This window comes from Pseudomonas sp. PL-6, assembly GCF_054110165.1.
This window is the reverse complement of record NZ_CM134189.1, coordinates 808,744-830,603: the sequence shown is the minus strand read 5'-3', so window position 1 is coordinate 830,603 and position 21,860 is coordinate 808,744. Positions and strand designations below refer to the sequence as shown.

Here is a 21,860-nt window from a genome sequence, read left to right as displayed (position 1 = left end):
TGGTCGCCCGGATGCCATCCGGGAAATGCGCACCAGCTATCCCCGGATTGCATCCGGGCTATGGGTCGGGCGCTCAGGTCTGCGACCACTGGCGCAGCAGGTTGTGGTAGACGCCGGTCAGGCGCAGCAGCTCGGGGCTGTCCGGCAGTTGCTGGCGCAACGCCTGGATGCTGTCGTCCAGCTCCAGCAGCAGGTTACGCTGCGACTCCTCGCGCACCAGGCTCTGCACCCAGAAGAAGGCAGCCAGGCGCGCGCCGCGGGTCACCGGCTCGACCCGGTGCAGGCTGCCGCTGGAATAGAGCAGCAGATGGCCGGCGGGCAGCTTGACGCGCTTGTCCTTCAGCACCAGTTCGCCGCCGTCGTACTCGTCCGGCTCGCTGAGGAACAGGGTGGCCGACAGGTCGGCGCGGATGCGGTGCGGCGTGCCCGGCACGCTGAACACGGCGCTGTCGATATGCGCGCCGTAGCTGCCGCCCTCGGCGTAGCGGTTGAAGCGCGGCGGCAGCACCTTGAGCGGCAGTGCGGCGGCCATGAAACGCGGGCTCTGGCCGAGCTGGGCGAGGACGAACTCGGCCAGTTGCTGGGCCAGCGGATCGTCCTGGGCCAGTTGCTGGTTGGCCTTGACGCCGACCGCCTGGTGCCCGGCGCTGTGCCGGCCGTCCTGCCAGTTGGCGGCCAGCAGCGCGGCGCGACACTGGCGCAGCTGCTCGGCGCTCAGCAGATCGGGGATATGCAGCAGCATGGGTGAGGTCTCCAGGGCGGCTCGCCGTTGGCGCAGAATACTAAAGAGAGCGAGGCCACTATGACAGCCATGCCTGGCGCTCGCTCCTGCTACAGGCAAACGCCCCGGCCGCTGGCGCGGTCGGGGCGTTGCCACAGGCACTTGCGCTTAGAAGCGGAAGTTGGTGCTCAGGGTGAAGGTACGCGGGTCGCCCAGCAGCACGCGGCGACCGTTCCAGTTGCTGGAGACGGCGTATTCCTCGTCGGTCAGGTTGTCGACGTTCAGGCGCACATCGAGGTTCTGGTTGACCTCGTAGCTGGCCATGGCGGCGAAGGTGGTGTAGCTCGGCAGCTTGCCGTACAGGCCGTTGGCGACGATGCGGCTGGCATCGTCCGGGCGGCCCAGGTAGGACGAACCGACGTGCTGCGCGCCCAGGCCCAGGGTCAGGCCGACCGGCAGGCGATAGGTGGTCCACAGGTTGCCCGACACCTTGGGGGTGAAGGCCAGCTCGTCGCCGTCGGTGCGCAGCGCAGTACCGTAGTCGCCGGCGTTGGCGCGTCGACGCACCTCGTCCAGATAGGCGCTGTGCTTGCGCTCGCTGTCCATGAAGACGATGCCGCCGTAGACGTTCCAGGCCTCGGTGATCTGCCCCGAGGCGCCCAGCTCCAGGCCCTTGACCACCTGCTCGCCGTAGCCCTTGAGGCTGTCGCTGGTCTCGCCGGCGTCGCGGCCGGTGATGGCCACGTCCTTCTTCACCGTGTAGAACAGCGCTGCGGTGGTGGACAGGCGCTTGTCGAAGAAGTCCCACTTGGTGCCGACTTCGTAGTTGTGCGCGCGCACCGGATCGGCGCCCGGGACGAAGCCGGGGAAGGCCTGGCCGTTGACCCGCGAGATGTCCGGGTTGGACAGGTAGGAGCCGGGCGGCTGGGTCGACACGCCGTAGGCGGCATACAGGCTGCCGTTCTCTGCCGGCTTGTAGACCAGGCCGAGTTTGCCGCCGATGCTGAACTCGCGGTCGTCGAAGCCGTCGGCGCCCACCGCGGCGCCGGTCTGGACGTTACGGCTGCGGATATCGACATCGTACTGCTCCAGGCGCAGGCCGCCGGTCAGTTGCCACTGCGGGGTGAACTCCAGGGTGTCGTAGACGTACAGCGCCACGGTGTCGACGGTCACGTCGCTGCGCTCGCGCAGGCGGCTGTGCTTGGAAGCCGGCCCGCTACGCTCCCAGTCCGGGTCGAAGATGTTGACGTTGCCCGGGTTGACCTCGGCATAGGTGCCGGCCTCGGACTCCTCGCGGGTCAGCTCCAGGCCGGCGGCCAGGTTGTGCTTGATCGAACCGGTGGCGAACTGCGCCGACAGGTTGGTCAGGTTGCTCAGGCTGGTGTTGACCCGGTCGTAGAACTGGGTGTCGGTACGCAGCTGGTCGCCGCCCAGGTACTGGAAGGGCAGGGTGTAGCGCGCCTGGCGGTCGACGCGCGCCCAGCGGGTCTGGTTGCTCAGGGTCATGCCGGTGGACAGGTCGTGTTCCAGACGCACCAGCAGCGCATCGCTGGTGGTGTCGTCGAAGTCCGACTTGAGGCCGTAGAACTCGTCGCGGTCGACCCCGGAAAGCGCCGGGTTGTAGGGCGTGTCGCCCTTCATGCCCTTGACCGATGCGCCGGAAACGCCCCAGTCCGGGCGGTCGTTCATCTGCACGTGCTCGTAGGCGAAGATCGCGCGGGTGTCGGTGCCCAGGCCGAAGGCCAGCGACGGCGCCAGGCCCCAGCTGTTCTTCTCGGCGTGCTCGCGACCGGCCACGCCGCTGTCTTCCACCAGCAGGTTGAGGCGGAAGGCGGCGCTGTCGTGGATGATCTGGTTGGTATCCAGGGTGGCGCGGCGGCGCGCCTCGGAATCGTACTGATCGAAGCCGAAGCTGGCGCCACCGGCAATGAAGCTTTCCAGGGTCGGCGTCTTGCTCACCAGATTGACGTAGCCGCCGGCGCCACCGCGGCCGTTGTCGGCGGCCGGGCCCTTGGCCACTTCCACCTGCTCGACGTTGAACACGTCGCGGGTGTAGCTGCCGTTGTCGCGGGCGCCGTCGATGAAGATGCTGCCGCTGGTGTCGAAACCGCGCAGGCTGAAGTTGTTGGTGCCGCTGGCGAAGCCGTTCTCACCGGCGTTGAAACTGATCCCCGGGGTGTTCTTCAGCACCTCGGTGAGGGTGCGCGCGTTCTGCTCGCGAAACAGCGCTTCGGGAATGATGTTGATCGTCTGTGGGGTATCCAGCAGCGCCGCGGTCTGCTTCGGCGAGGACGCCTTGTCGACCTTGTAGCCCTGGTCCTGCTGCCCCTGCACGGTGACGTTGTCCAGCTCCACTGCACTGTCCTGAGCCACGGCGAAGCCGGACGCCAGGGCCAGGCCGACGGCCGAGGCCAGCAGGCGACGCTGGGGAAGAGGTGCACGCTTGTTATGCTTATCGCTCACGAGAATCACTCCAGATAAAAACTGCGCGCGATAGTAGATGAGATTCAGTTGCAATCAATCTTTACGAACGATTTACAAAGGAGAATTTGTAACAAATATGTCACTGACAATCGCGTCTAGCCAACAGAGCGCTCTGGAAAGGGGTTTACAGCCGAACCGGGGGAAAGCGCAGAAGCCCGGCGGCAGAAATGACAACGCCCACACAAGGTGGGCGTTGCTGACCAGGCAGGTCGCTTACAGGTAGTAGGACTTCAGCGGCGGGAAGCCGTTGAACTCCACCGCGCTGTAGCTGGTGGTGTAGGCACCGGTGGACAGCCAGTACAGGCGGTCGCCGCTGGCCAGGTTGAGCGGCAGGCCGTACTTGTAGTGCTCGTACATGATGTCGGCGCTGTCGCAGGTGGGACCGGCGATCACCACTTCCTCCATCTCGCCCTTCTTCTCGGTCCAGATGGGGAACTTGATCGACTCGTCCATGGTTTCGATCAGGCCGCTGAACTTGCCGACGTCGGCGTAGACCCAGCGCTCCACCGCGGTGCGCGACTTGCGCGCCACCAGCACGACTTCCGAGACCAGCACGCCGGCGTTGGCGATCAGCGAGCGGCCCGGCTCGAGGATGATCTCCGGCAGATCGTCGCCGAAGTCTTCCTTGAGGAAACGGGTGATTTCCTCGGCGTAGGTTTCCAGATCGTTGGTGCGCTGGATGTAGTTGGCCGGGAAGCCGCCGCCCATGTTGATCATCTGCAGGGTGATGCCGTCCTCTTCCTTGAGACGCTCGAAGATCACCTTGACCTTGGCGATGGCCGCGTCCCACACGTCGATGTCGCGCTGCTGCGAGCCGACGTGGAAGGAAATGCCATAGGGCACCAGGCCCAGCTGCTTGGCCAGGATCAGCAGGTCCAGGGCCATGTCCGGCTGGCAACCGAACTTGCGCGACAGCGGCCAGTCGGCGCTGGTGGAACCTTCGGTGAGGATGCGCACGTAGATCTTCGACCCCGGCGCGGCCTTGGCGATGTTGCGCAGGTCGGCTTCGGAGTCGGTGGCGAACAGGCGCACGCCCTTGTCGAAGAAGTAGCGGATATCGCGCGACTTCTTGATGGTGTTGCCGTAGCTGATGCGCTCCGGGCCGACGCCGGTGGCCATGACCTTGTCCAGCTCGTAGATCGAGGCGATGTCGAAGCTCGAGCCCTTGTCGCGCAGCAGCTCGATGATCTCGGTGGCGGGATTGGCCTTGACCGCGTAGTAGATCTTGGCGAACGGGAAGCAGTTGCCCAGCTGATCGTAGGCATCGCTGATGATCTGCCGGTCGATCACCACGAAGGGGGTTTCGTGCTGATCGGCGAACGCCTTCATGCGCTGGAAAGTGGCGGGTGCGTAATAGTCTTCGACCTTGATCGACATGCTGGTGACTCCAATGGCAAAACCGGGAACACATTGATTCGGGCAGCAGAACCGCTTACAGGTTCCGCCACGTGTCGGGGCTGGCCACGCAACGCGCTGGCCTGAACGTCTGACAGTTTCCCCACTTTGGTTCGCCTACTTCCCAAGGCATGTCGCCGAGCATCACCGGTACCGACCTGGCCGGCCGGCAACCTCTCGTCGTCAGTACTTGAGCCGGATGGATCGTTTCCAGCATGGACGTTCGGGCGCGGACTTTAAGACCATGCGCCCCTCAGATCAACCGGAAATTTCATCGTTCCGGATATCGCACGAAATGCCCGGAAATGCTGAACGGGCGCGGCCTGCAGCCGCTTGCCCGGCAGGCGAACTCCCTGCTGCAAAGCAGTCTAGAACAGCCTTGAGTCAGCGCCATGACCAGGCCGGAGACTGGCTTCGCAAAAAACCCATCCGACACTCTGCAGCGGCGCGACAAGCTGCCGGCGGCTCGGCACCGAGGTGCAGGCACCTGCACGGCGCTTGCTGTATACTTCGCGACCAATTTTTCGCCCCATCTTCATCCAGGTTCAGCCCATGACCACCCAGGCCGCCGAAGTCGCCAAGCGCCGTACCTTCGCCATCATTTCCCACCCGGACGCCGGCAAGACCACCATCACCGAGAAGCTGCTGCTGATGGGCAAGGCCATCGAGGTCGCCGGCACGGTGAAGTCGCGCAAATCCGACCGCCACGCCACCAGCGACTGGATGGAGATGGAGAAGCAGCGCGGCATCTCCATCACCACCTCGGTGATGCAGTTCCCCTACCGCGAGCACATGATCAACCTGCTCGACACCCCCGGCCACGAAGACTTCTCCGAAGACACCTACCGCACCCTGACCGCGGTGGACAGCGCGCTGATGGTGCTCGACGGCGGCAAGGGCGTGGAGCCGCGCACCATCGCCCTGATGGACGTGTGCCGCCTGCGGGATACTCCGATTGTGAGCTTTATCAACAAGCTCGACCGCGATATCCGCGACCCCATCGAACTGCTCGACGAGATCGAGGCGGTGCTGAACATCAAGGCCGCGCCCATCACCTGGCCGATCGGCTGCTACCGCGACTTCAAGGGCGTGTACCACCTGTCCGAAGACAAGATCATCGTCTACACCCCGGGCCACGGCCACGAGCGTACCGAGGTGAAGATCATCGAGCACCTCGACTCGGACGCGGCCCGCGCGCACCTGGGTGACCTCTACGACAACTTCGTCGACCAGCTGGAGCTGGTCCAGGGCGCCTGCCACGAATTCGATGCCGAAGCCTTCCTCAAGGGCGAGATGACCCCGGTGTTCTTCGGCACAGCGCTGGGCAACTTCGGCGTCGACCAGGTGCTCGACGCCGTGGTCGACTGGGCCCCGCGCCCGCTGCCGCGCGCCGCCCACGAACGGGTGGTGGAACCGATCGAGGAGAAGTTCAGCGGCTTCGTGTTCAAGATCCAGGCGAACATGGACCCGAAACATAGGGACCGCATCGCCTTTATGCGTATCTGCTCGGGCAAGTACGAGAAGGGCATGAAGATGCGCCACGTGCGGATCAAGAAGGACCTCAAGGTCGCCGACGCGCTGACCTTCTTCTCCAGCGAGCGCGAGCACCTGGACGAAGCCTTCGCCGGCGACATCATCGGCCTGCACAACCACGGCACCATCCAGATCGGCGACACCTTTACCGAAGGCGAGAGCCTGGGTTTCACCGGCATCCCCCACTTCGCCCCGGAACTGTTCCGCCGCGTGCGCCTGAAGGACCCGCTGAAATCCAAGCAGCTGCGCCAGGGCCTGCAGGAGCTGGCCGAGGAAGGCGCGACCCAGGTGTTCTTCCCCGAGCGCAACAACGACATCATCCTCGGTGCGGTCGGTGTGCTGCAGTTCGACGTGGTCGCCAGCCGCCTGAAGGAGGAATACAAGGTGGAATGCGCCTACGAGGCGATCAACGTCTGGTCGGCGCGCTGGATCGACTGCAGCGACGAGAAGAAGCTCAAGGAGTTCAAGGACAAGGCCTACGAGAACCTCGCCGTCGACGGCGGCGGCCACCTCACCTACCTGGCGCCGACCCGGGTCAACCTCAGCCTGATGGAAGAGCGCTGGCCGGAGATCAAGTTCCGCGCCACGCGTGAGCATCACTGAGTAAAGAACGGCCCTCCCAACGGGCCGTTTTTTATTGTCGCCCGTTCGTCAGGACTGCTGTTGCTCACGCACCTGCAGCCGGCCCTGTGCAAGCACACATGAAAGGCGGCTAATACCGGGCTCCGCCAATAGCCACTCGGCAATTGCCGGCTCCAGCTCGATGCGTATACGGCGCGCCAGGGCGCGGGCACCGAAGCGGATGTCATGCTCGCGGCATAGCCAGGCGCGGGCACTCTGCTCCACCTGTAGCGAGCGGCCCTGACGCCCCAGACGCTGGTTGAGTTTGTCCAGCTCGATGTTCAGCAAGGCATCGAGCCACTGCTCGTCGATGCGCTCGAACACCAGAATTCGGTCGATACGATTGAGCCATTCCGGCTCGAAACGCTCGTGCAGCACCTGCTCCAATAATGCGCCCTCGCCTCTCGGCGCCAGCCCCAACCAACGTCGCCAGCCACGGGCGAAACGCTCGCGGTAGCGCTGCGCCTGCTGCGCGCCGAGGTTGCTGGTCATGAAGATCAGGCTGTTACGAAAATCCAGGGTACGGCTGCCGGCGGTCAGGGTCAGTCGACCATGCTCGAGAATGCCGAGCAGGCTGCGCAGTACTTCGGGGCTGGCCTTCTCCAGCTCGTCGAACAGCACGATGCCGGGTCGACCGAAACTGCCGGCGATAGATTCTGCATCGAACAGCGTGGTGCCTTCCTTGCTGCCAACGTAACCGGGTGGCGCACCGGTCAGGGCAGCGGCGTAGTGCTCCTGGGCCAGGGTGTGCATGTCGATGCGGCACAGGGCGTCGGCGCGACCATGAATGGCCTGCGCCAGCAGGCGCACGATCTCGGTCTTGCCTACACCGGTCGGCCCCATGAACAGGCTGACCGCCAGTGGCCGCTCGCGCTCGCCGATATCGACCTTGACCACCTTGAGCAGCGCCTCGACCTGCTCCAGCACCGCGTCCTGGCCGACGATGCGCTCGCGCAGCAGGGCCATGACCTTGCCCGGCTCGAAAAGGAAGCGCGACTGCAGGGTGGCCGGCGCCGCCTCGGCCAGGCGCTGGCGGTTGTGTTCGAGCAGGTCGTTGGCGAAGGGCATGGTTCAGCCTGCGACCTTTTCCTTGCCGGGGTGGGGCAGCTCGCCCACCGGGCAGTCGGCCACGCCGATGGTCGAGCGGGTCAGCTTCTCCACGTCCTCCCGGGCCTTCTGCGCGTCCAGCACCCAGGTGCGGTAGAACTCGAACGGGCAATCGGCCACGCCCTTGTCGCCATCGCCGGAGTTGTACACGCCGGTGTAGCCACGATGGAGCAGCTTGAACAGGTGGTTCTGCGACTGGTCGTTGGCCCGTGCGTCGCGGATCTGCGAGACCGACAGCTGGGCGTACTGGATGCCCATCTCTTCCTCGCCGCACTCGCCGAGGGTGCGGCCGTCGAAGCCGATCAGCGCGGAGTGGCCGAAGTAGCTGTACACGCCGTCGAAGCCGGTGGCGTTGGCCACCGCCACGTAGCAGTTGTTGGCCCAGGCCATGGTCTTGGCCATCAGCACCTGCTGGTCCTTGGCCGGGTACATGTAGCCCTGGCAGCGCACGATCAGCTCGGCGCCCTTCATCGCGCAGTCGCGCCAGATCTCCGGGTAGTTGCCGTCGTCGCAGATGATCAGGCTGATCTTCAGGCCCTTGGGGCCTGCGGAGACGTAGGTACGGTCGCCCGGGTACCAGCCCTCGATGGGGCACCAGGGAATGCACTTGCGGTACTTCTGCACGATCTCGCCCTGATCGTTGATCAGGATGAGGGTGTTGTACGGCGCCTTGTGCGGGTGTTCCTCATGGCGCTCGCCGGTGAGCGAGAAGATGCCCCAGGTTCTGGCCTCGCGGCAGGCGGCGGAGAAGATCGCGGTCTCCTCGCCGGGGATGGTGGCGGCGGTGGCCATCATCTCGTCCTTGTCGTACATGATGCCCATGGTGCTGTACTCGGGGAACACCACCAGGTCCATGCCCGGCAGGCCGAGCTTCATGCCCTTGATCATCTCGGCGATCTGGCGCGCGTTGTCGAGCACCTCGGCCTTGGTATGCAGGCGCGGCATTCTGTAATTGACGACGGCGACGCCGACGGTATCGGGGCTGCTGGAAATATCGCCGTGGCGCATGGAAAACCTCCGCTTGAGATGTATGTCGTAGGAGCGCCCTGTGGGCTGGATTCCCGCCTGCGCGGGAATGAGGGTGAAAAACCCACGTCATCCCCGCGCAGGCAGGGACCCAACAAACAGCCTCAGTGGCTGATCATCCACGGCCGCGCCGAGGGGCTGGCCTTGAGGCCATGGGGGTTGGCCTTGGTGCGCTCGACCGGCTTGCTCGGGCCGCAGCAGCTGCAGCCGGCCGGGTGCTTGCGGCTGGCCTTGTATTCCTCGAGGCTTTGCGGCGCATGGGCGCTGCGCTCGTTGGTTTCATGGGCGCGGCGCTGGCTGCCGGCCATGCTGGTCAGGCCCGGGGCGCTGAGAATCACCCGCTCGCTCGGCGTGTCGCAATGCGGGCAGGCGCAGGCGGCGTCGCGCTCGGCCATCGGCCGCAGCACAGTGAAGTCGCCGCAACTCGGGCAGTCGTATTCATAGATGGGCATGGCAATACCTCGATAGAGTCGGTGCGCACGGCGCCCCCTGGGGTGGCCGTGTGCGCTGGTATCACTTGTCGTAGGCGATGGGCAGGTCGATGCTGCCGTCGAGGAACTTGGTCGGGCCGCTGGCGCTGGGGTTGATGTCGAACTCGAAGATGTCGGTCGGCAGCCACAGCGTGGCGCAGGCGTTGGGGATGTCGACCACGCCGCTGATATGCCCCTGCACCGGCGCCGAGCCGAGCAGCGAGTAGCCCTGGGCCGGCGAGTAGCCGAACTTGGTCAGGTAATTGATGGCGTTGAGGCAGGCCTGCTGGTAGGCCAGGTTGACGTCCAGGTAGTGCTGCTTGCCGGCGTCGTCGACCGAGATGCCCTCGAAGATCAGGAAGTTGTTGTAGGTCGGCACGATCGGGCTGGGTTTGAAGATCGGGTTCTTGATCCCGTACTTGGCCATGCCGCCCTTGATCAGCTCGACCTTCATGTGCACCCAGCCGGCCATCTCGATGGCGCCGCAGAAGGTGATCTCGCCGTCACCCTGGCTGAAGTGCAGGTCGCCCACCGACAGGCCGGCGCCGTCGACATAGACCGGGAAGAAGATCTTCGAGCCGCGCGACAGGTCCTTGATGTCGCAGTTGCCGCCATGCTCGCGCGGCGGCACGGTGCGCGCGCCGGTGGCGGCGGCCAGGTCGCGGGAGGCGCCGGTCATCTTGCCCATGTGCGCGGTGCTGGCGAACGGCGGGTTGGCCAGCGGCGGCACGCGGGTCGGGTTGCTGTCGATCAGCTCCTGCTCGCGGCGATTCCACTCGGCGAGCATCTTGTGGTCCGGCAGGCAGCCGATCAGGCCGGGGTGGATCAGGCCGGCGAAGCGCACGCCGGGGATGTGCCGGCTCTTGGTGAACATGCCTTCGAAGTCCCAGATCGACTTCTGCGCCGAGGGAAAGTAATCGGTGAGGAAACCACCGCCGTTGTTCTTCGAGAAGAAGCCGTTGAAGCCCCAGAGCATGTCCTGCTTGGCACCGATATCGAGCAGCTCGACGATCAGCAGATCGCCCGGCTCCGCGCCATGTACGCCCACCGGGCCGGACAGGTAGTGCACGGTGGACAGGTCGACGTCGCGCACGTCGCTGGCGTCGTCGTCGTTCTTGATCGCGCCACCGGTCCAGTCGTAGGTCTCCAGGATGAAATCGTCGCCCGGCTTGACCCAGCAGGCCATCGGAATGTCCGGGTGCCAGCGGTTGTGGACTTGTTCGTTCTCGGTGGCGGCCTGGTTGAGGTCGACCTTGATCAGGGTGTCGGTCATGGCAGTGCTCCTGGGACCTGTGATGGGTGCCTGGCGCATTGATGCGCCGGGGTACGAGGGCCAGTCTCGGGGAGTGCAGCGAGGGCGAAAATACGTTGGATGACGTATGCGCGGCAGCAGTAGTGGCGCGGCTTGCAGCGGCTTTTGCGCAGACGCGAAAAAGCGGCCGGCGCATGGAGAACACGCCGGCCGTAAAGCGGGAGAACCAGTCCCGTAGCCCGGATGAAATCCGGGAACGGCCTCAATCCTCTCCCCGGATTTCATCCGGGCTACGAAAGCGGATCGTCACACCGAGAGGTAGCGGCTGATGGTCGCCTCGTCGACCTTGTCGCGCGCCTCCTCGATGACGAACTTGCCCTTCTCGATGACCAGGAAGCGGTCGGCGATCTCCATGGTGAAGGACAGCACCTGCTCCGAGACGATGATGGTCAGGTCGCGCAGGTTGCGGATCTCCTTCAGGGTACGGGCGATGTCCTTGATGATCGACGGCTGGATGCCCTCGGTCGGCTCGTCGAGCAGCAGCACCTTGGGGTTGGTCGCCAGCGCGCGGGCGATGGCCAGCTGTTGCTGCTGGCCGCCGGAGAGGTTGCCGCCCTTGCGGTGGCGCATCTCCTGCAGCACCGGGAACAGCGCATAAAGGTCGTCCGGCACCTTGCCGCGTGCTTCCGCCGGCAGGCCGGTCTGGATGTTCTCCAGCACGGTCATGCTGGGGAAGATCATCCGCCCCTGCGGCACATAGGCGATGCCGGCCTCGACGCGCTGATGGGTCTCCAGTTTGGAGATGTCGCGGCCGTCGACGCTGATCTGTCCGCCCCACTGCGGCAGCACGCCCATCAGGCTCTTGAACAGGGTGGTCTTGCCCATGCCGTTGCGGCCCATCACCGCGACGATTTCCTTCTTCGCCACCGTCAGGTCGAGTTCGTGGAGGATCCGGCTCTGGCCGTAGCCGGAGACGAGGTTGTTGATCTGGAACATGCTGGACTCCTTGACCCGGGGCTCAGTGCCCCAGGTACACCTCGATGACCTTGGGATTGTTCTGCACCGCGTCCATGCTGCCCTCGGCCAGCACCTTGCCCTGATGCAGCACGGTGACCTTGTGCGCGATGCTCTTGACGAACTCCATGTCGTGCTCGATGACCAGCACCGAGCGGCCCTGGCTGATGCGCTTGAGCAGCTCGGCGGTGGCCACCCGCTCGGACACGCTCATGCCGGCCACCGGCTCGTCGAGCATCAGCAGCTGCGGGTCCTGCATCAGCAGCATGCCGATCTCCAGCCACTGCTTCTGGCCGTGCGAGAGCAGGTCGGCCTGCAGGTGCAGGTGCTCACCGAGCATGATCTCGGTGGCCACCTGCTCGACCCGCTCGATCACCGCCTGCGAGCGCTTGAAGAACAGCGCGCCGAGCACCTTGCGGCCCTTGGGATAGGACATTTCCAGGTTCTCGAACACCGTCAGGTTCTCGTAGATCGACGGGTTCTGGAACTTGCGCCCGACCCCGGCGCGGACGATGTCGAACTCGCGCATCCTGGTCAGCTCGCGGTTCTCGAACTGGATGCTGCCGGCAGTGGCGCGGGTCTTGCCGCAGATCAGATCGAGCACCGTGGTCTTGCCGGCGCCGTTGGGGCCGATGACCACGCGCACCTCGTTGCGGTCGATGTACAGGTTGAGGTCGTCGACCGCCTTGAAGCCGTCGAAGGACACGCTCAGGCCCTCGATGGCCAGCACCGGTTTGGGCATCTGGAAGCCGCTGGGATTCGGGCTCATGGGGTAGTCTCCAGTTCGCGAGTGGGAACGGCCTTGGCGACGGGTTTGGCCACCGGCTGAGCCTTGACCGGCGCCTTGGCCGCCGGTTTGAGGCGTGCCAGCCAGCGCTTGCCGTGGCTGTCCCACAGGCCGGCGAGGCCGTTGGGGAAGTACATGACCACGACGATGAACAGGCCGCCCATCAGGTACAGCCACAGCTCGGGGAAGCTCTCGGAGAAGTAGGTCTTGCCGAAGTTGACCAGCAGCGCGCCGTACACCGCGCCAAGCAGCGACAGGCGCCCACCGACGGCGGCGAAGATGACCATCTCGATCGACGGCACGATGCCGACGAAGCTCGGCGACATGAAACCGACCTGCAGGGTGAACATCGCTCCGCCGATGGCGGCGAAGGCGGCGCCGACGCAGAACACGAAGATCTTGAAGCTGGCCACGTCGTAGCCGGAGAAGCGCACGCGCTCTTCCTTGTCGCGCATGGCCAGCAGCAGGCGGCCGAGCTTGGAGGCGATGATGAAACGCGCCAGCAGGATGCAGCCGAACAGCAGGAAGGCGCTGACGAAGTACAAGATCAGCTTGGCCTCGTCGCTGCGGATGTCCCAGCCCATCAGGGTGCGCAGGTCGGTGATGCCGTTGACCCCGCCGGTGTAGCCCTGCTGGCCGATGATCAGCACGGTGAGGATCAGCGCGATGGCCTGGGTGACTATGGAGAAGTACACGTCGCCGACGCGGCGCTTGAACATGGTCAGGCCGATCACCAGGGCCAGCAGCACCGGCACCGCGATCACCGCCAGCAGGGTGAAACCGAAGCTGTGGAACGGCTGCCAGAGCATCGGCAGCTCGGTGATCTGGTTCCAGTCCATGAAGTCCGGGATGCCGGGGGTGGACTGGATCTTGGTGCTCTCCGGGTCGGACGCTTCCAGCTTGAGGAACATCGCCATGCAGTAGCCGCCGAGGCCGAAGAAGATGCCCTGGCCGAGGCTGAGGATGCCGCCGTAGCCCCAGCACAGCACCAGGCCGACGGCGACGAAGGCGTAGGTCAGGTACTTGCCGACCATGTTCAGGCGGAAGGCGTCCAGCGCCAGCGGAAACACCACCAGGATCAGCGCGGCGAGCACCGCCAGGCCGATGGCGCCCTGCTTGCCGCCCAGGAGTTTGTCGAGAGTCGGGTTCATGGGCGGCTCCTACTTGCGCACTTTGATCGAGAACAGCCCCTGCGGGCGCATCATCAGAATCAGGATCACCGCCGACAGGGTCAGCACCTTGGCCATCGAGCCGCTCATGAAGAACTCCATGAGCGACTGGGCCTGGGCGATGGAGAACGCCGAGGCGATGGTGCCGACCAGGCTGGCCGCGCCACCGAAGACCACCACCAGGAAGGTGTCGACTATGTACAGCGAGCCTGCGGTCGGGCCGGTGGAGCCGATGGTGGTGAAGGCCGCGCCGGCCACACCGGCCACGCCGCAGCCGAGGGCGAAGGTCATGCGGTCGACGCGCTTGGTATTGATCCCCACCGCGCGGCTCATCACCCGGTTCTGCATGGTGGCGCGCACCTGCAGGCCCCAGCGCGAGCGGTACAGCATGAGGAACAGGGTGGCGGTGAGGAGAATGGTCAGGCCCATGACGAACAGGCCGTTGCGCGGAATGTCGATAGCCTCGGTGGGGTTCCACGAGCCCATCAGCCACTCCGGCAGGGTGGCGCTGACCTCGCGCGCACCGAAGATCGAGCGGAACGCCTGCTGCATCACCAGGGACAGGCCCCAGGTGGCCAGCAGGGTATCCAGCGGACGCTGGTACAGCTTGCTGATCATCGCCCATTCCACCAGCCAGCCGATGGCGCCGGCGATGAGGAAGGACAGGACGATGGCGAAGAAGAAGTAATAGGGCCCGAAGGCCGGGGCGTACTGTTCGGTCAGCGAGGAAACCACGAAGGTGGTGTAGGCGCCGATGGTGAGGAACTCGCCGTGGGCCATGTTGATCACGCCCATCTGGCCGAAGATGATCGCCAGCCCCAGAGCCATCAGCAGCAGGACGCAGAACACGGACAAGCCGTTGAAGCCCTGCATGGCCGCGATGGCACCAAATTCCGATAGCCATTCCATGTTGATGGTCTCCTGGCGGAAAGAATGCGAGAGCCCCTCCCCCGCTTGGCGGGAGAGGGATGCGGTTGGACTTACTGGTAGCCTTTCGGGAAGGGGTTCGGCTCGATCAGGCCAGACTCGTAGACCACCTTGAACTGGCCGTCCTTCTGCACCTGGCCGATGCGGGTCTTGCTCCACAGGTGATGGTTGTCGTGGACCTTCACGTAGCTTTCCGGCGCGCTGTTGAGCTCGATGCCGGGCGAGGCGGCGGCGACCTTGTCGACGTCGAAGCTGCCGGCCTTCTCGACCGCGGCCTTCCACAGCCACGGGCCGAGGTAGGCGGCCTGGGTCACGTCACCGACGACCGCGTCCTTGCCGTACTTGGCCTTGAAGGCCTCGACGAAGGCGGCGTTGTTCGGGTTGTCCAGGCTCTGGAAGTACTTCATCGAGGCGTAGAAGCCTTCCATGTTCTCGCCGCCGATGCCGAGCAGCTCGTCCTCGGTGACCGACAGGGTCAGCAGGTTCTGCTTGGCGGCGGTGACGCCGGCGGCCTTCATCTGCTTGTAGAAGGCGACGTTGGATCCACCGACCACGGCGGTGAACACCACGTCGGGCTTCTTCAGCTTGACCTTGTTGATCAGCGAGCCGAACTGGGTGTTGCCCAGCGGGTAGTACTCCTCGCCGACCACCTTGCCGCCGAGCACGTTCTCGATGTGCTTGCGCGCGATCTTCATCGAGGTGCGTGGCCAGATGTAGTCGGAGCCGATCAGGTAGAAGGTCTTGGCGTCCTTCTCCTTGGCGATCCAGTCGAGGCCGGCGAGGATCTGCTGGGTCGCCTCCTGGCCGGTGTAAATGACGTTCTTCGACTGCTCCAGGCCCTCGTAGAAGGTCGGGTAGTAGAGCAGGCCGTTTTCCTTCTCGAACACCGGCAGCACCGCCTTGCGCGAGGCCGAGGTCCAGCAGCCGAACACCGCGGCGACCTTGTCGCCGACCAGCAGCTTCTTGGCCTTCTCGGCGAAGGTCGGCCAGTCAGAGGCGCCGTCTTCCTGGATCACCTTGATCTGCCGGCCGAGCACCCCGCCTGCGGCATTGATCTGCTCGATGGCCAGGCGCTCGGCCTGGATCGAGCCGGTTTCCGAGATGGCCATGGTGCCGGTGGCCGAGTGCAGCTGGCCGACGGTCACTTCGGTGTCGGTCACGGCCAGACCGGTGGTGTTCACCTCGGCATGGGCCACATGGCTGAACAGGCTGGCGGCCAGCAGTGAGAGCGCGGCAGCGCCCAGCGTCAGGCGGCGGGGTAGAAGTCGGGTCGGTTGTGCATCCATCGTCGTGCTCCTCGTGCGGTGGGGGTCGTCGCCGGCCTGTCTGCGCAGGTCTGCTCCGGGTTCGCCGCAAGAATGCGGGCGCCCTCCCCGCCCGGGTATACGCAGCATGACGTAAGCGCATACGTCATCTGACGTACAGCGCCGCAGCACCAGCCTGGTGCACTCTCGGAGCCGAGCAGGAAGCCAGACAGAAGTCCGGGCGCACGCGCACGCGACACGCAGTTGGGGGCATGGATGTTGCAAATTCACCGCAGAAACGGCACCACCAGGAGCACGGGCGTGCAACCGACCGGAACCCAGCGCATCGTCAAGATCCGTCGCGACTACAACAGCTGGGTCGCCGACGAGACCATGGAGGACTACGCCCTGCGCTTCACCCCGCGGGCGTTTCGCAAATGGTCGGAGCTGCGCATCGCCAACACGGCCCTCGGTGCGGTGTCGTTCCTCGCCCTGGAAGCCATCGGCGGCGCCCTGGCGCTGTCCTACGGCTTCACCACCACCCTGTGGGCGATCCTCGCGGTGAGCCTGGTGATCTGCCTCACCGGCCTGCCGATCAGCTACTACGCGGCGCGCTACGGCGTGGACATGGACCTGCTGACCCGCGGCGCCGGCTTCGGCTACATCGGCTCGACCATCACCTCGCTGATCTACGCCAGCTTCACCTTCCTGTTCTTCGCCCTCGAGGCGGCGATCATGGCCCTGGCCCTGGAGCTGTACTTCGACATCCCGCTGGCGCTGGCCTATGTGATCTGTTCGGTGATCATCATTCCCCTGGTGGCCTACGGCATCACCCTGATCAACCTCCTGCAGACCTGGACCCAGCCGCTGTGGCTGGTGCTGCTGCTACTGCCCTACGCCTTCGTCGTCGCCAGGAACCCCGAGGCGCTCGGCGACTGGACCAGCTTCGCCGGTCGCGAGGGCGAGGCCGGCAGCTTCAACCTGCTGCACTTCGGCGCCGCCTGCACCGTGGCCCTGGCGCTGGTCACGCAGATCGGCGAGCAGGTCGACTACCTGCGCTTCCTGCCGGAGAAGACCGCGCAGAACCGCAAGCGCTGGTGGGCCGCGCTGCTGATGGCCGGGCCCGGCTGGATCATCCCCGGCGCGCTGAAGATGCTCGCCGGCGCCTTCCTCGCCTTCCTCGCCCTGCAGCACGAGATCCCCGTCGAGCGCGCCGCCGAGCCGACGCAGATGTACCTGGTGGCCTTCGGCTACGTGTTCGCCTCGCCGCAGTGGGCGCTCGGCGCCATGGTGCTGTTCGTCATCGTCAGCCAGGTGAAAATCAACCTGACCAACGCCTACGCCGGCTCGCTGGCCTGGTCCAACTTCTTCGCCCGGGTCACCCACAGCCATCCGGGGCGCGTGGTGTGGCTGGTGTTCAACGTGGCCATCGCCCTGATGCTGATGGAACTGGGCGTGTTCGAGGCGATCGAGGAGGTGCTCGGCCTCTACGCCAACATCGCCATCGCCTGGATCGGCGCGCTGGTGGCCGACCTGGTGATCAACAAGCCGCTGGGCCTGTCGCCGCGCCACATCGAGTTCAAGCGCGCGCACCTGTACGACATCAACCCGGTCGGCGTCGGCGCCATGCTGATCGCCTCGCTGCTCTCGGTGCTGGCCCACTTCGGCCTGTTCGGCGCCCTGGCCGAGGCCGCCTCGCCGCTGGTGGCGCTGTTTTCCGCCTTTGTCTGCGCACCGCTGCTGGCCTGGGCCACCGGCGGCCGCTTCTACATCGCGCGCACCAGCACGGCGGCGCTGATCCACCCGCCGAGCGCGACCGACGCCTGCCGCTGCGGGCTGTGCAACAACGCCTTCGAGAGCGAGGACATGGCCTTCTGCCCGGCCTACAGCACGCCGATCTGCTCGCTGTGCTGCTCGCTGGACGCGCGCTGCGGCGACGCCTGCAAGCCGCACGGGCGCCTGAGCCAGCAAGTCGACGCGCTGCTGCACTGGCTGCTGCCCTGGGCCAGCATCCCGCGCCTGCACAGCCGCCTGGCGCAGTACCTGGGCGTCCTCGCCCTGCTGGTGCTGATGCTGTTCGGTGCCCTGGCGCTGATCTACAGCCAGGTCTCCCACGGCCTGGTGCCACACTCGCCGGAGGTGCAGCAGACGCTGTACCAGGCCTTCTTCAAGGCCTTCCTCACCCTCTCGCTGTTCGCCGGCATGCTCGCCTGGTGGATCGTCCTGACCCGCGAGAGCCGCCAGGTGGCGCAGCAGGAGTCGGACCGCCAGACCCTGCTGCTGATGCAGGAGATCGAGGCCCACGGCAAGACCGACGAGGCGCTGCAGAAGGCCAAGGTACAAGCCGAGAACGCCAACGCGGCGAAGAGCCGCTACGTCACCGGCCTGTCCCACGAGCTGCGCACGCCGCTCAACAGCATCCTCGGCTACACCCAGATCCTGCAGCGCGACGCGGCCATGCCCGAGCGCCACCACGACGCCTTGGCCACCATCCACCGCAGCGGCTCGCACCTGCTGTCGCTGATCGACGGCCTGCTCGACGTGGCCAAGATCGAGGCCGGCAAGCTGCACCTGGAACTCTCGGAAATCGCCCTGCCCGAATTCGTCGGCCAGCTCGAGCGCATGTTCGCCCCGCAGGCCGCCGAGAAGGGCCTGACCTTCCACCTGGAGACGGCCGGGCGGATTCCCGCGGTGGTGCGCGGCGACGAGAAGCGCGTGCGGCAGATCCTGATCAACCTGCTGGGCAACGCCGTGCGCTTCACCGAGCGGGGCGAGGTGCGCCTGCGCGTCAGCTACCTGCGCGAGACCGCCTGCTTCGAGATCGTCGACACCGGCATCGGCATCGACCCGCAGCAGATCGAGCGCATCTTCCAGCCCTTCGAGCGCGGCGACCTGATGCGCCAGGACAACGGCGTCGGCCTCGGCCTGACCATCACCCGCATGCTCACCGCGCTGATGGGCGGCGAGCTGTCGGTGCACAGCGAGCCGGGCAAGGGCACGCGCTTCCAGGTGCGCCTGTTTCTCTCCGAGGTACGCGCGCCGCGAGCGGTGGTGCACGTGGCGCACGACATCATCGGCTACTGGGGGCCGCGCCGCCTGGTGCTGGTGGTGGACGACCACCTGGAGCACCGCCGGGTGCTGGCCGGCATGCTCGAGCCACTGGGCTTTCGCGTCGAGCAGGCGGCCAGCGGCCAGGAGGCGATCCGCCAGGCCGCGCTGCTGGGCCCCGATCTGATCCTCATGGACCTGTCGATGCCGCAGATGGACGGCTTCGAGGCCAGTCGCCTGATCCGCCGCAACGCCCAGTGCCAGGCGCCGATCATCGTCATCTCGGCCAACGCCTTCGCCGACGACCGCGAGCGCAGCATCGCCGCCTACTGCAACGACTACCTGGCCAAGCCGGTGCATATCCCGGCGCTGCTCGAGCGTATCCAGCAGCAGCTCGACTTGCAGTGGCTGCACCGCACCGCCGAGCCCGAGGCGCAGGCACAGGCCGAGGCGCTGCCCAGCATCGCCGAGCTGGCCGAGCTGCGCGAACTGGCGGCGCTCGGCTACATGCGCGGCATCCAGGACAAGCTGGACGCCATCGAGCGGAACAGCCCCGCCTGCGCCTCCTTCACCCAACGCCTGCGGGCCCTGACCAAGGGCTTTCGCCTGGATGAACTCAACCGCCAACTCAAGGAGGCCGAACATGAATGCAGCCATGCAGATTGCTGAACGCGGCACGGTGCTGATCGTCGACGACACGCCGGACAATCTCGCCCTGCTCTCCGACGCCCTCGACGCTCACGGCTACATGGTGCTGGTGGCGCTGGACGGCCAGAGCGCGCTGAACCGCATCCAGCGCCGGCGCCCCGACCTGATCCTGCTCGACGCGATGATGCCCGGCCTGGACGGTTTCGAGACCTGCCGCAGGATCAAGGCCGAGCCGGACAGCGCCGACATCCCGGTGCTGTTCATGACCGCGCTGACCGACAGCGAACATGTGGTGGAAGGCTTCGCCGCCGGCGGCAGCGACTACGTGACCAAGCCGATCCATACCGACGAGGTGCTGGCGCGGGTCGCCGCCCACCTGCGCACCGCGCGCCTGATCCAGGCTGCCCGACAGACCACGGCAGCGGCGCCGACGCTGAACGGTGCTCCGGCCCGGGCCACGCTCTCGGCACGCTTTCAGCTCACCGAGCGCGAGATGGAGGTGCTGCGCTGGGTCGCCTGCGGCAAGACCAACCGCGACATCGGCGACATCCTCGGCCTCAGCCCGCGCACGGTGAACAAACACCTGGAGCACGTCTACGTGAAACTCGGCGTGGAAACCCGCACCGCCGCCACCTCGGTGGCGCTGGCGGCGATGAGCGAACGGGGCTGAGGGCTCCTGCTACGCCGCCGCCCCCACCGCCAGCGGCGGGGCATCGGCGCGCTTGATCACGGCGTAGACCACCCCGGTGAGCAGGCTGCCGGCGACGATGGCCAGCAGATACGGCAGCGCCTGGTTGATCGCATTGGGGATCAGCAGCACGAACAGCCCGCCGTGCGGCGCCATCAGCTTGCAGCCGAAGTACATCGACAGCGCACCGGTCAGGGCGCCGCCGGCAATGCTGGCCGGGATCACCCGCAGCGGGTCCTTGGCGGCGAAGGGAATCGCCCCCTCGGAGATAAAGCACAACCCCAGTACGCCAGCCGCCTTGCCGGCCTGGCGTTCGCTCTGGGCGAACTTGCGCCGCGCCAGCAGGGTGGCGATGGCCATGCCGATCGGCGGCACCATGCCGGCGGCCATGGTCGCCGCCATCGGCGCGTAGCTCTGCGAGGCCAGCAGGCCCACGGAGAAGGCGTAGGCGGCCTTGTTGATCGGCCCGCCGAGGTCGACGCACATCATCCCGCCGAGCAGCAGGCCGAGCAGAATCGCATTGGTGCTGCCCATGCCGTCGAGGAAGGCGGTGAGCCCGGCGAGCATGCCGGCCACCGGGCTGCCCACCAGGTAGATCATCACCAGGCCGGTGAACAGGCTGGCGACCAGCGGGATGATCAGGATGGGTTTCAGCGCCTCGATGCTGTCCGGCAGGCGCAGCCAGCGGGCGATGGCCAGGGCCGAGTAACCGGCGAGAAAGCCGGCGATGATGCCGCCGATAAAACCGGCGCCGAGCGAGCTGGCCAGCAGGCCGCCGATCATCCCCGGCGCCAGCCCCGGGCGGTCGGCGATGGAGTAGGCGATATAGCCGGCCAGCAGCGGTACCATCAGCTGGAACGCCGTCTCGCCGCCGATCTTCATCAGCGCCGCGGCCAGGCTGCCCTCCTCCTTGAACGCCTCGATGCCGAAGACGAACGAGAGGGCGATCAGCAGACCGCCGGCCACCACCATCGGCAGCATATAGGACACGCCGGTGAGCAGGTGCTTGTAGGGCCCGGCCTTGGCACCGGGCTTGGCCTGGCTAGCAGCTTGGTTCGCGGCCTCGGCCAGCGGCTGGGCCTCGCTCAAGGTCCGTTCCAGGGTCTGCTGCGGCTGCTTCAGCGCCACCCCGGTGCCGCAGCGATAGACCTTCTTGCCGGCGAAGCGGGCGGTATCCACCTCGATATCGGCGGCCAGCAGCACCGCGTCGGCGGCAGCGATGGCGGCCTCGTCCAGCAGGTTGCGCGCGCCCACCGAGCCGCGGGTCTCCACCTGCAGCTCGAGGCCCATGCGCGCGGCCGCCTGCTGCAGCGCCTCGGCGGCCATAAAGGTGTGCGCCACCCCGGTCGGGCAGGCGGTCACCGCCACCAGGCGGGGTCGGCCAGCGGCCACGGCCGCGGCCTGCTCGGCGTAGGGCTGGGCGCGCTCGGCCGCCTCGCGCAGGAAGCGCTGCGGATCGGCCAGCGCCTCGGCCGGGGTGGATTGCAGCAGGCGCTTGCCGACGAAGCGGCTCAGCGGCAACTCGCCGGTCTTGACCACCAGCACCAGGTCGGCGGCGGCGATATCCGCCTCGCTCAGCGGCGCGCCGATGGCGCGGGCGTCGTGCACCTCGACGCGGGTGCTCCAGCCCAGGCGCTCGGCGGCGGCCTGCAGCAGACGCGAACAGAGCACGCTGGTGACCTGGCCGTTGGGGCAGGCGGTGACGATCAGCAGGTTCATGGTGAAA

16 protein-coding genes are annotated in these 21,860 nt (G+C 66.2%); 3 read left to right on the top strand and 13 right to left on the bottom strand.

All coding sequences use genetic code 11. The annotated features are described in order from the left end of the window. Window positions 1-73: 73 nt before the first annotated feature. From ACW9UL_RS03660 to ACW9UL_RS03650, 3 genes are all read right to left on the bottom strand, one after another. Window positions 74-742 (bottom strand): Fe2+-dependent dioxygenase, encoded by a 669-nt coding sequence (locus ACW9UL_RS03660; protein ID WP_457788932.1) that lies wholly within the window; start codon window positions 740-742, stop codon window positions 74-76. A gap of 147 nt (window positions 743-889) precedes the next feature. Beyond that, complete coding sequence (locus tag ACW9UL_RS03655) at window positions 890-3,184, bottom strand: TonB-dependent receptor (protein ID WP_457788930.1); 2,295 nt, start codon at window positions 3,182-3,184, stop codon at window positions 890-892. A gap of 234 nt (window positions 3,185-3,418) precedes the next feature. Beyond that, on the bottom strand, window positions 3,419-4,582 hold the full coding sequence (locus ACW9UL_RS03650) for a type III PLP-dependent enzyme (protein WP_457788928.1): 1,164 nt from the start codon (window positions 4,580-4,582) through the stop codon (window positions 3,419-3,421). A 570-nt stretch (window positions 4,583-5,152) separates the two neighbouring features. Between ACW9UL_RS03650 and ACW9UL_RS03645 the strand changes: the two genes are divergently transcribed. Further along, complete coding sequence (locus ACW9UL_RS03645; RefSeq protein ID WP_122108149.1) at window positions 5,153-6,736, top strand: peptide chain release factor 3; 1,584 nt, start codon at window positions 5,153-5,155, stop codon at window positions 6,734-6,736. Between the two features lie 48 nt (window positions 6,737-6,784). Here ACW9UL_RS03645 and ACW9UL_RS03640 read toward each other — a convergent pair whose 3' ends face one another. The 9 genes from ACW9UL_RS03640 to urtA all read right to left on the bottom strand — a co-directional run bounded on the left by ACW9UL_RS03640 (window position 6,785) and on the right by urtA (window position 15,792). After that, the gene (locus tag ACW9UL_RS03640) at window positions 6,785-7,822 is read right to left on the bottom strand and encodes an AAA family ATPase (RefSeq protein WP_457788926.1); all 1,038 of its coding nucleotides are present in this window, start codon (window positions 7,820-7,822) and stop codon (window positions 6,785-6,787) included. 3 nt (window positions 7,823-7,825) lie between these two features. After that, entirely contained in the window at window positions 7,826-8,869 is a 1,044-nt protein-coding gene (locus tag ACW9UL_RS03635; RefSeq protein ID WP_457788924.1) for an aliphatic amidase, read from the bottom strand. Window positions 8,870-8,991: 122 nt separating this feature from the next. Then, on the bottom strand, window positions 8,992-9,339 hold the full coding sequence (locus ACW9UL_RS03630) for an FmdB family zinc ribbon protein (RefSeq protein ID WP_457788922.1): 348 nt from the start codon (window positions 9,337-9,339) through the stop codon (window positions 8,992-8,994). A 61-nt stretch (window positions 9,340-9,400) separates the two neighbouring features. Continuing rightward, window positions 9,401-10,630, bottom strand: a complete 1,230-nt coding sequence (gene fmdA, locus ACW9UL_RS03625) for a formamidase (RefSeq protein ID WP_457788920.1) — start codon at window positions 10,628-10,630, stop codon at window positions 9,401-9,403. A gap of 285 nt (window positions 10,631-10,915) precedes the next feature. Beyond that, window positions 10,916-11,605 carry an urea ABC transporter ATP-binding subunit UrtE gene (urtE, locus tag ACW9UL_RS03620; protein ID WP_457788918.1) on the bottom strand — a complete coding sequence of 230 codons (690 nt, stop codon included), beginning with the start codon at window positions 11,603-11,605 and terminating at the stop codon, window positions 10,916-10,918. Between the two features lie 22 nt (window positions 11,606-11,627). Beyond that, window positions 11,628-12,392, bottom strand: a complete 765-nt coding sequence (urtD, locus tag ACW9UL_RS03615; protein WP_457788916.1) for an urea ABC transporter ATP-binding protein UrtD — start codon at window positions 12,390-12,392, stop codon at window positions 11,628-11,630. Continuing rightward, window positions 12,389-13,561 (bottom strand): urea ABC transporter permease subunit UrtC, encoded by a 1,173-nt coding sequence (urtC, locus tag ACW9UL_RS03610; protein WP_457788914.1) that lies wholly within the window; start codon window positions 13,559-13,561, stop codon window positions 12,389-12,391. The genes urtD and urtC overlap by 4 nt, the downstream gene beginning before the upstream one ends. Before the next feature lie 9 nt (window positions 13,562-13,570). Next, entirely contained in the window at window positions 13,571-14,488 is a 918-nt protein-coding gene (gene urtB / locus ACW9UL_RS03605; protein ID WP_457788912.1) for an urea ABC transporter permease subunit UrtB, read from the bottom strand. Window positions 14,489-14,559: 71 nt separating this feature from the next. Continuing rightward, window positions 14,560-15,792: an urea ABC transporter substrate-binding protein gene (urtA, locus tag ACW9UL_RS03600; RefSeq protein WP_457788910.1), complete on the bottom strand. Its 1,233-nt coding sequence runs from the start codon at window positions 15,790-15,792 to the stop codon at window positions 14,560-14,562. A 279-nt stretch (window positions 15,793-16,071) separates the two neighbouring features. Between urtA and ACW9UL_RS03595 the strand changes: the two genes are divergently transcribed. Continuing rightward, a complete protein-coding gene (locus ACW9UL_RS03595; RefSeq protein WP_457788908.1) occupies window positions 16,072-19,467 on the top strand; it encodes an ATP-binding protein in 3,396 nt (1,131 codons plus the stop codon). Continuing rightward, complete coding sequence (locus tag ACW9UL_RS03590; protein ID WP_457788907.1) at window positions 19,442-20,116, top strand: response regulator; 675 nt, start codon at window positions 19,442-19,444, stop codon at window positions 20,114-20,116. Before ACW9UL_RS03595 ends, ACW9UL_RS03590 begins: the two co-directional genes overlap by 26 nt. Window positions 20,117-20,125: 9 nt before the next feature. On the opposite strand, the gene ACW9UL_RS03585 is transcribed toward ACW9UL_RS03590, so the two are convergent. Next, entirely contained in the window at window positions 20,126-21,853 is a 1,728-nt protein-coding gene (locus ACW9UL_RS03585; protein ID WP_457788905.1) for a fructose-specific PTS transporter subunit EIIC, read from the bottom strand. Window positions 21,854-21,860: the final 7 nt, after the last annotated feature.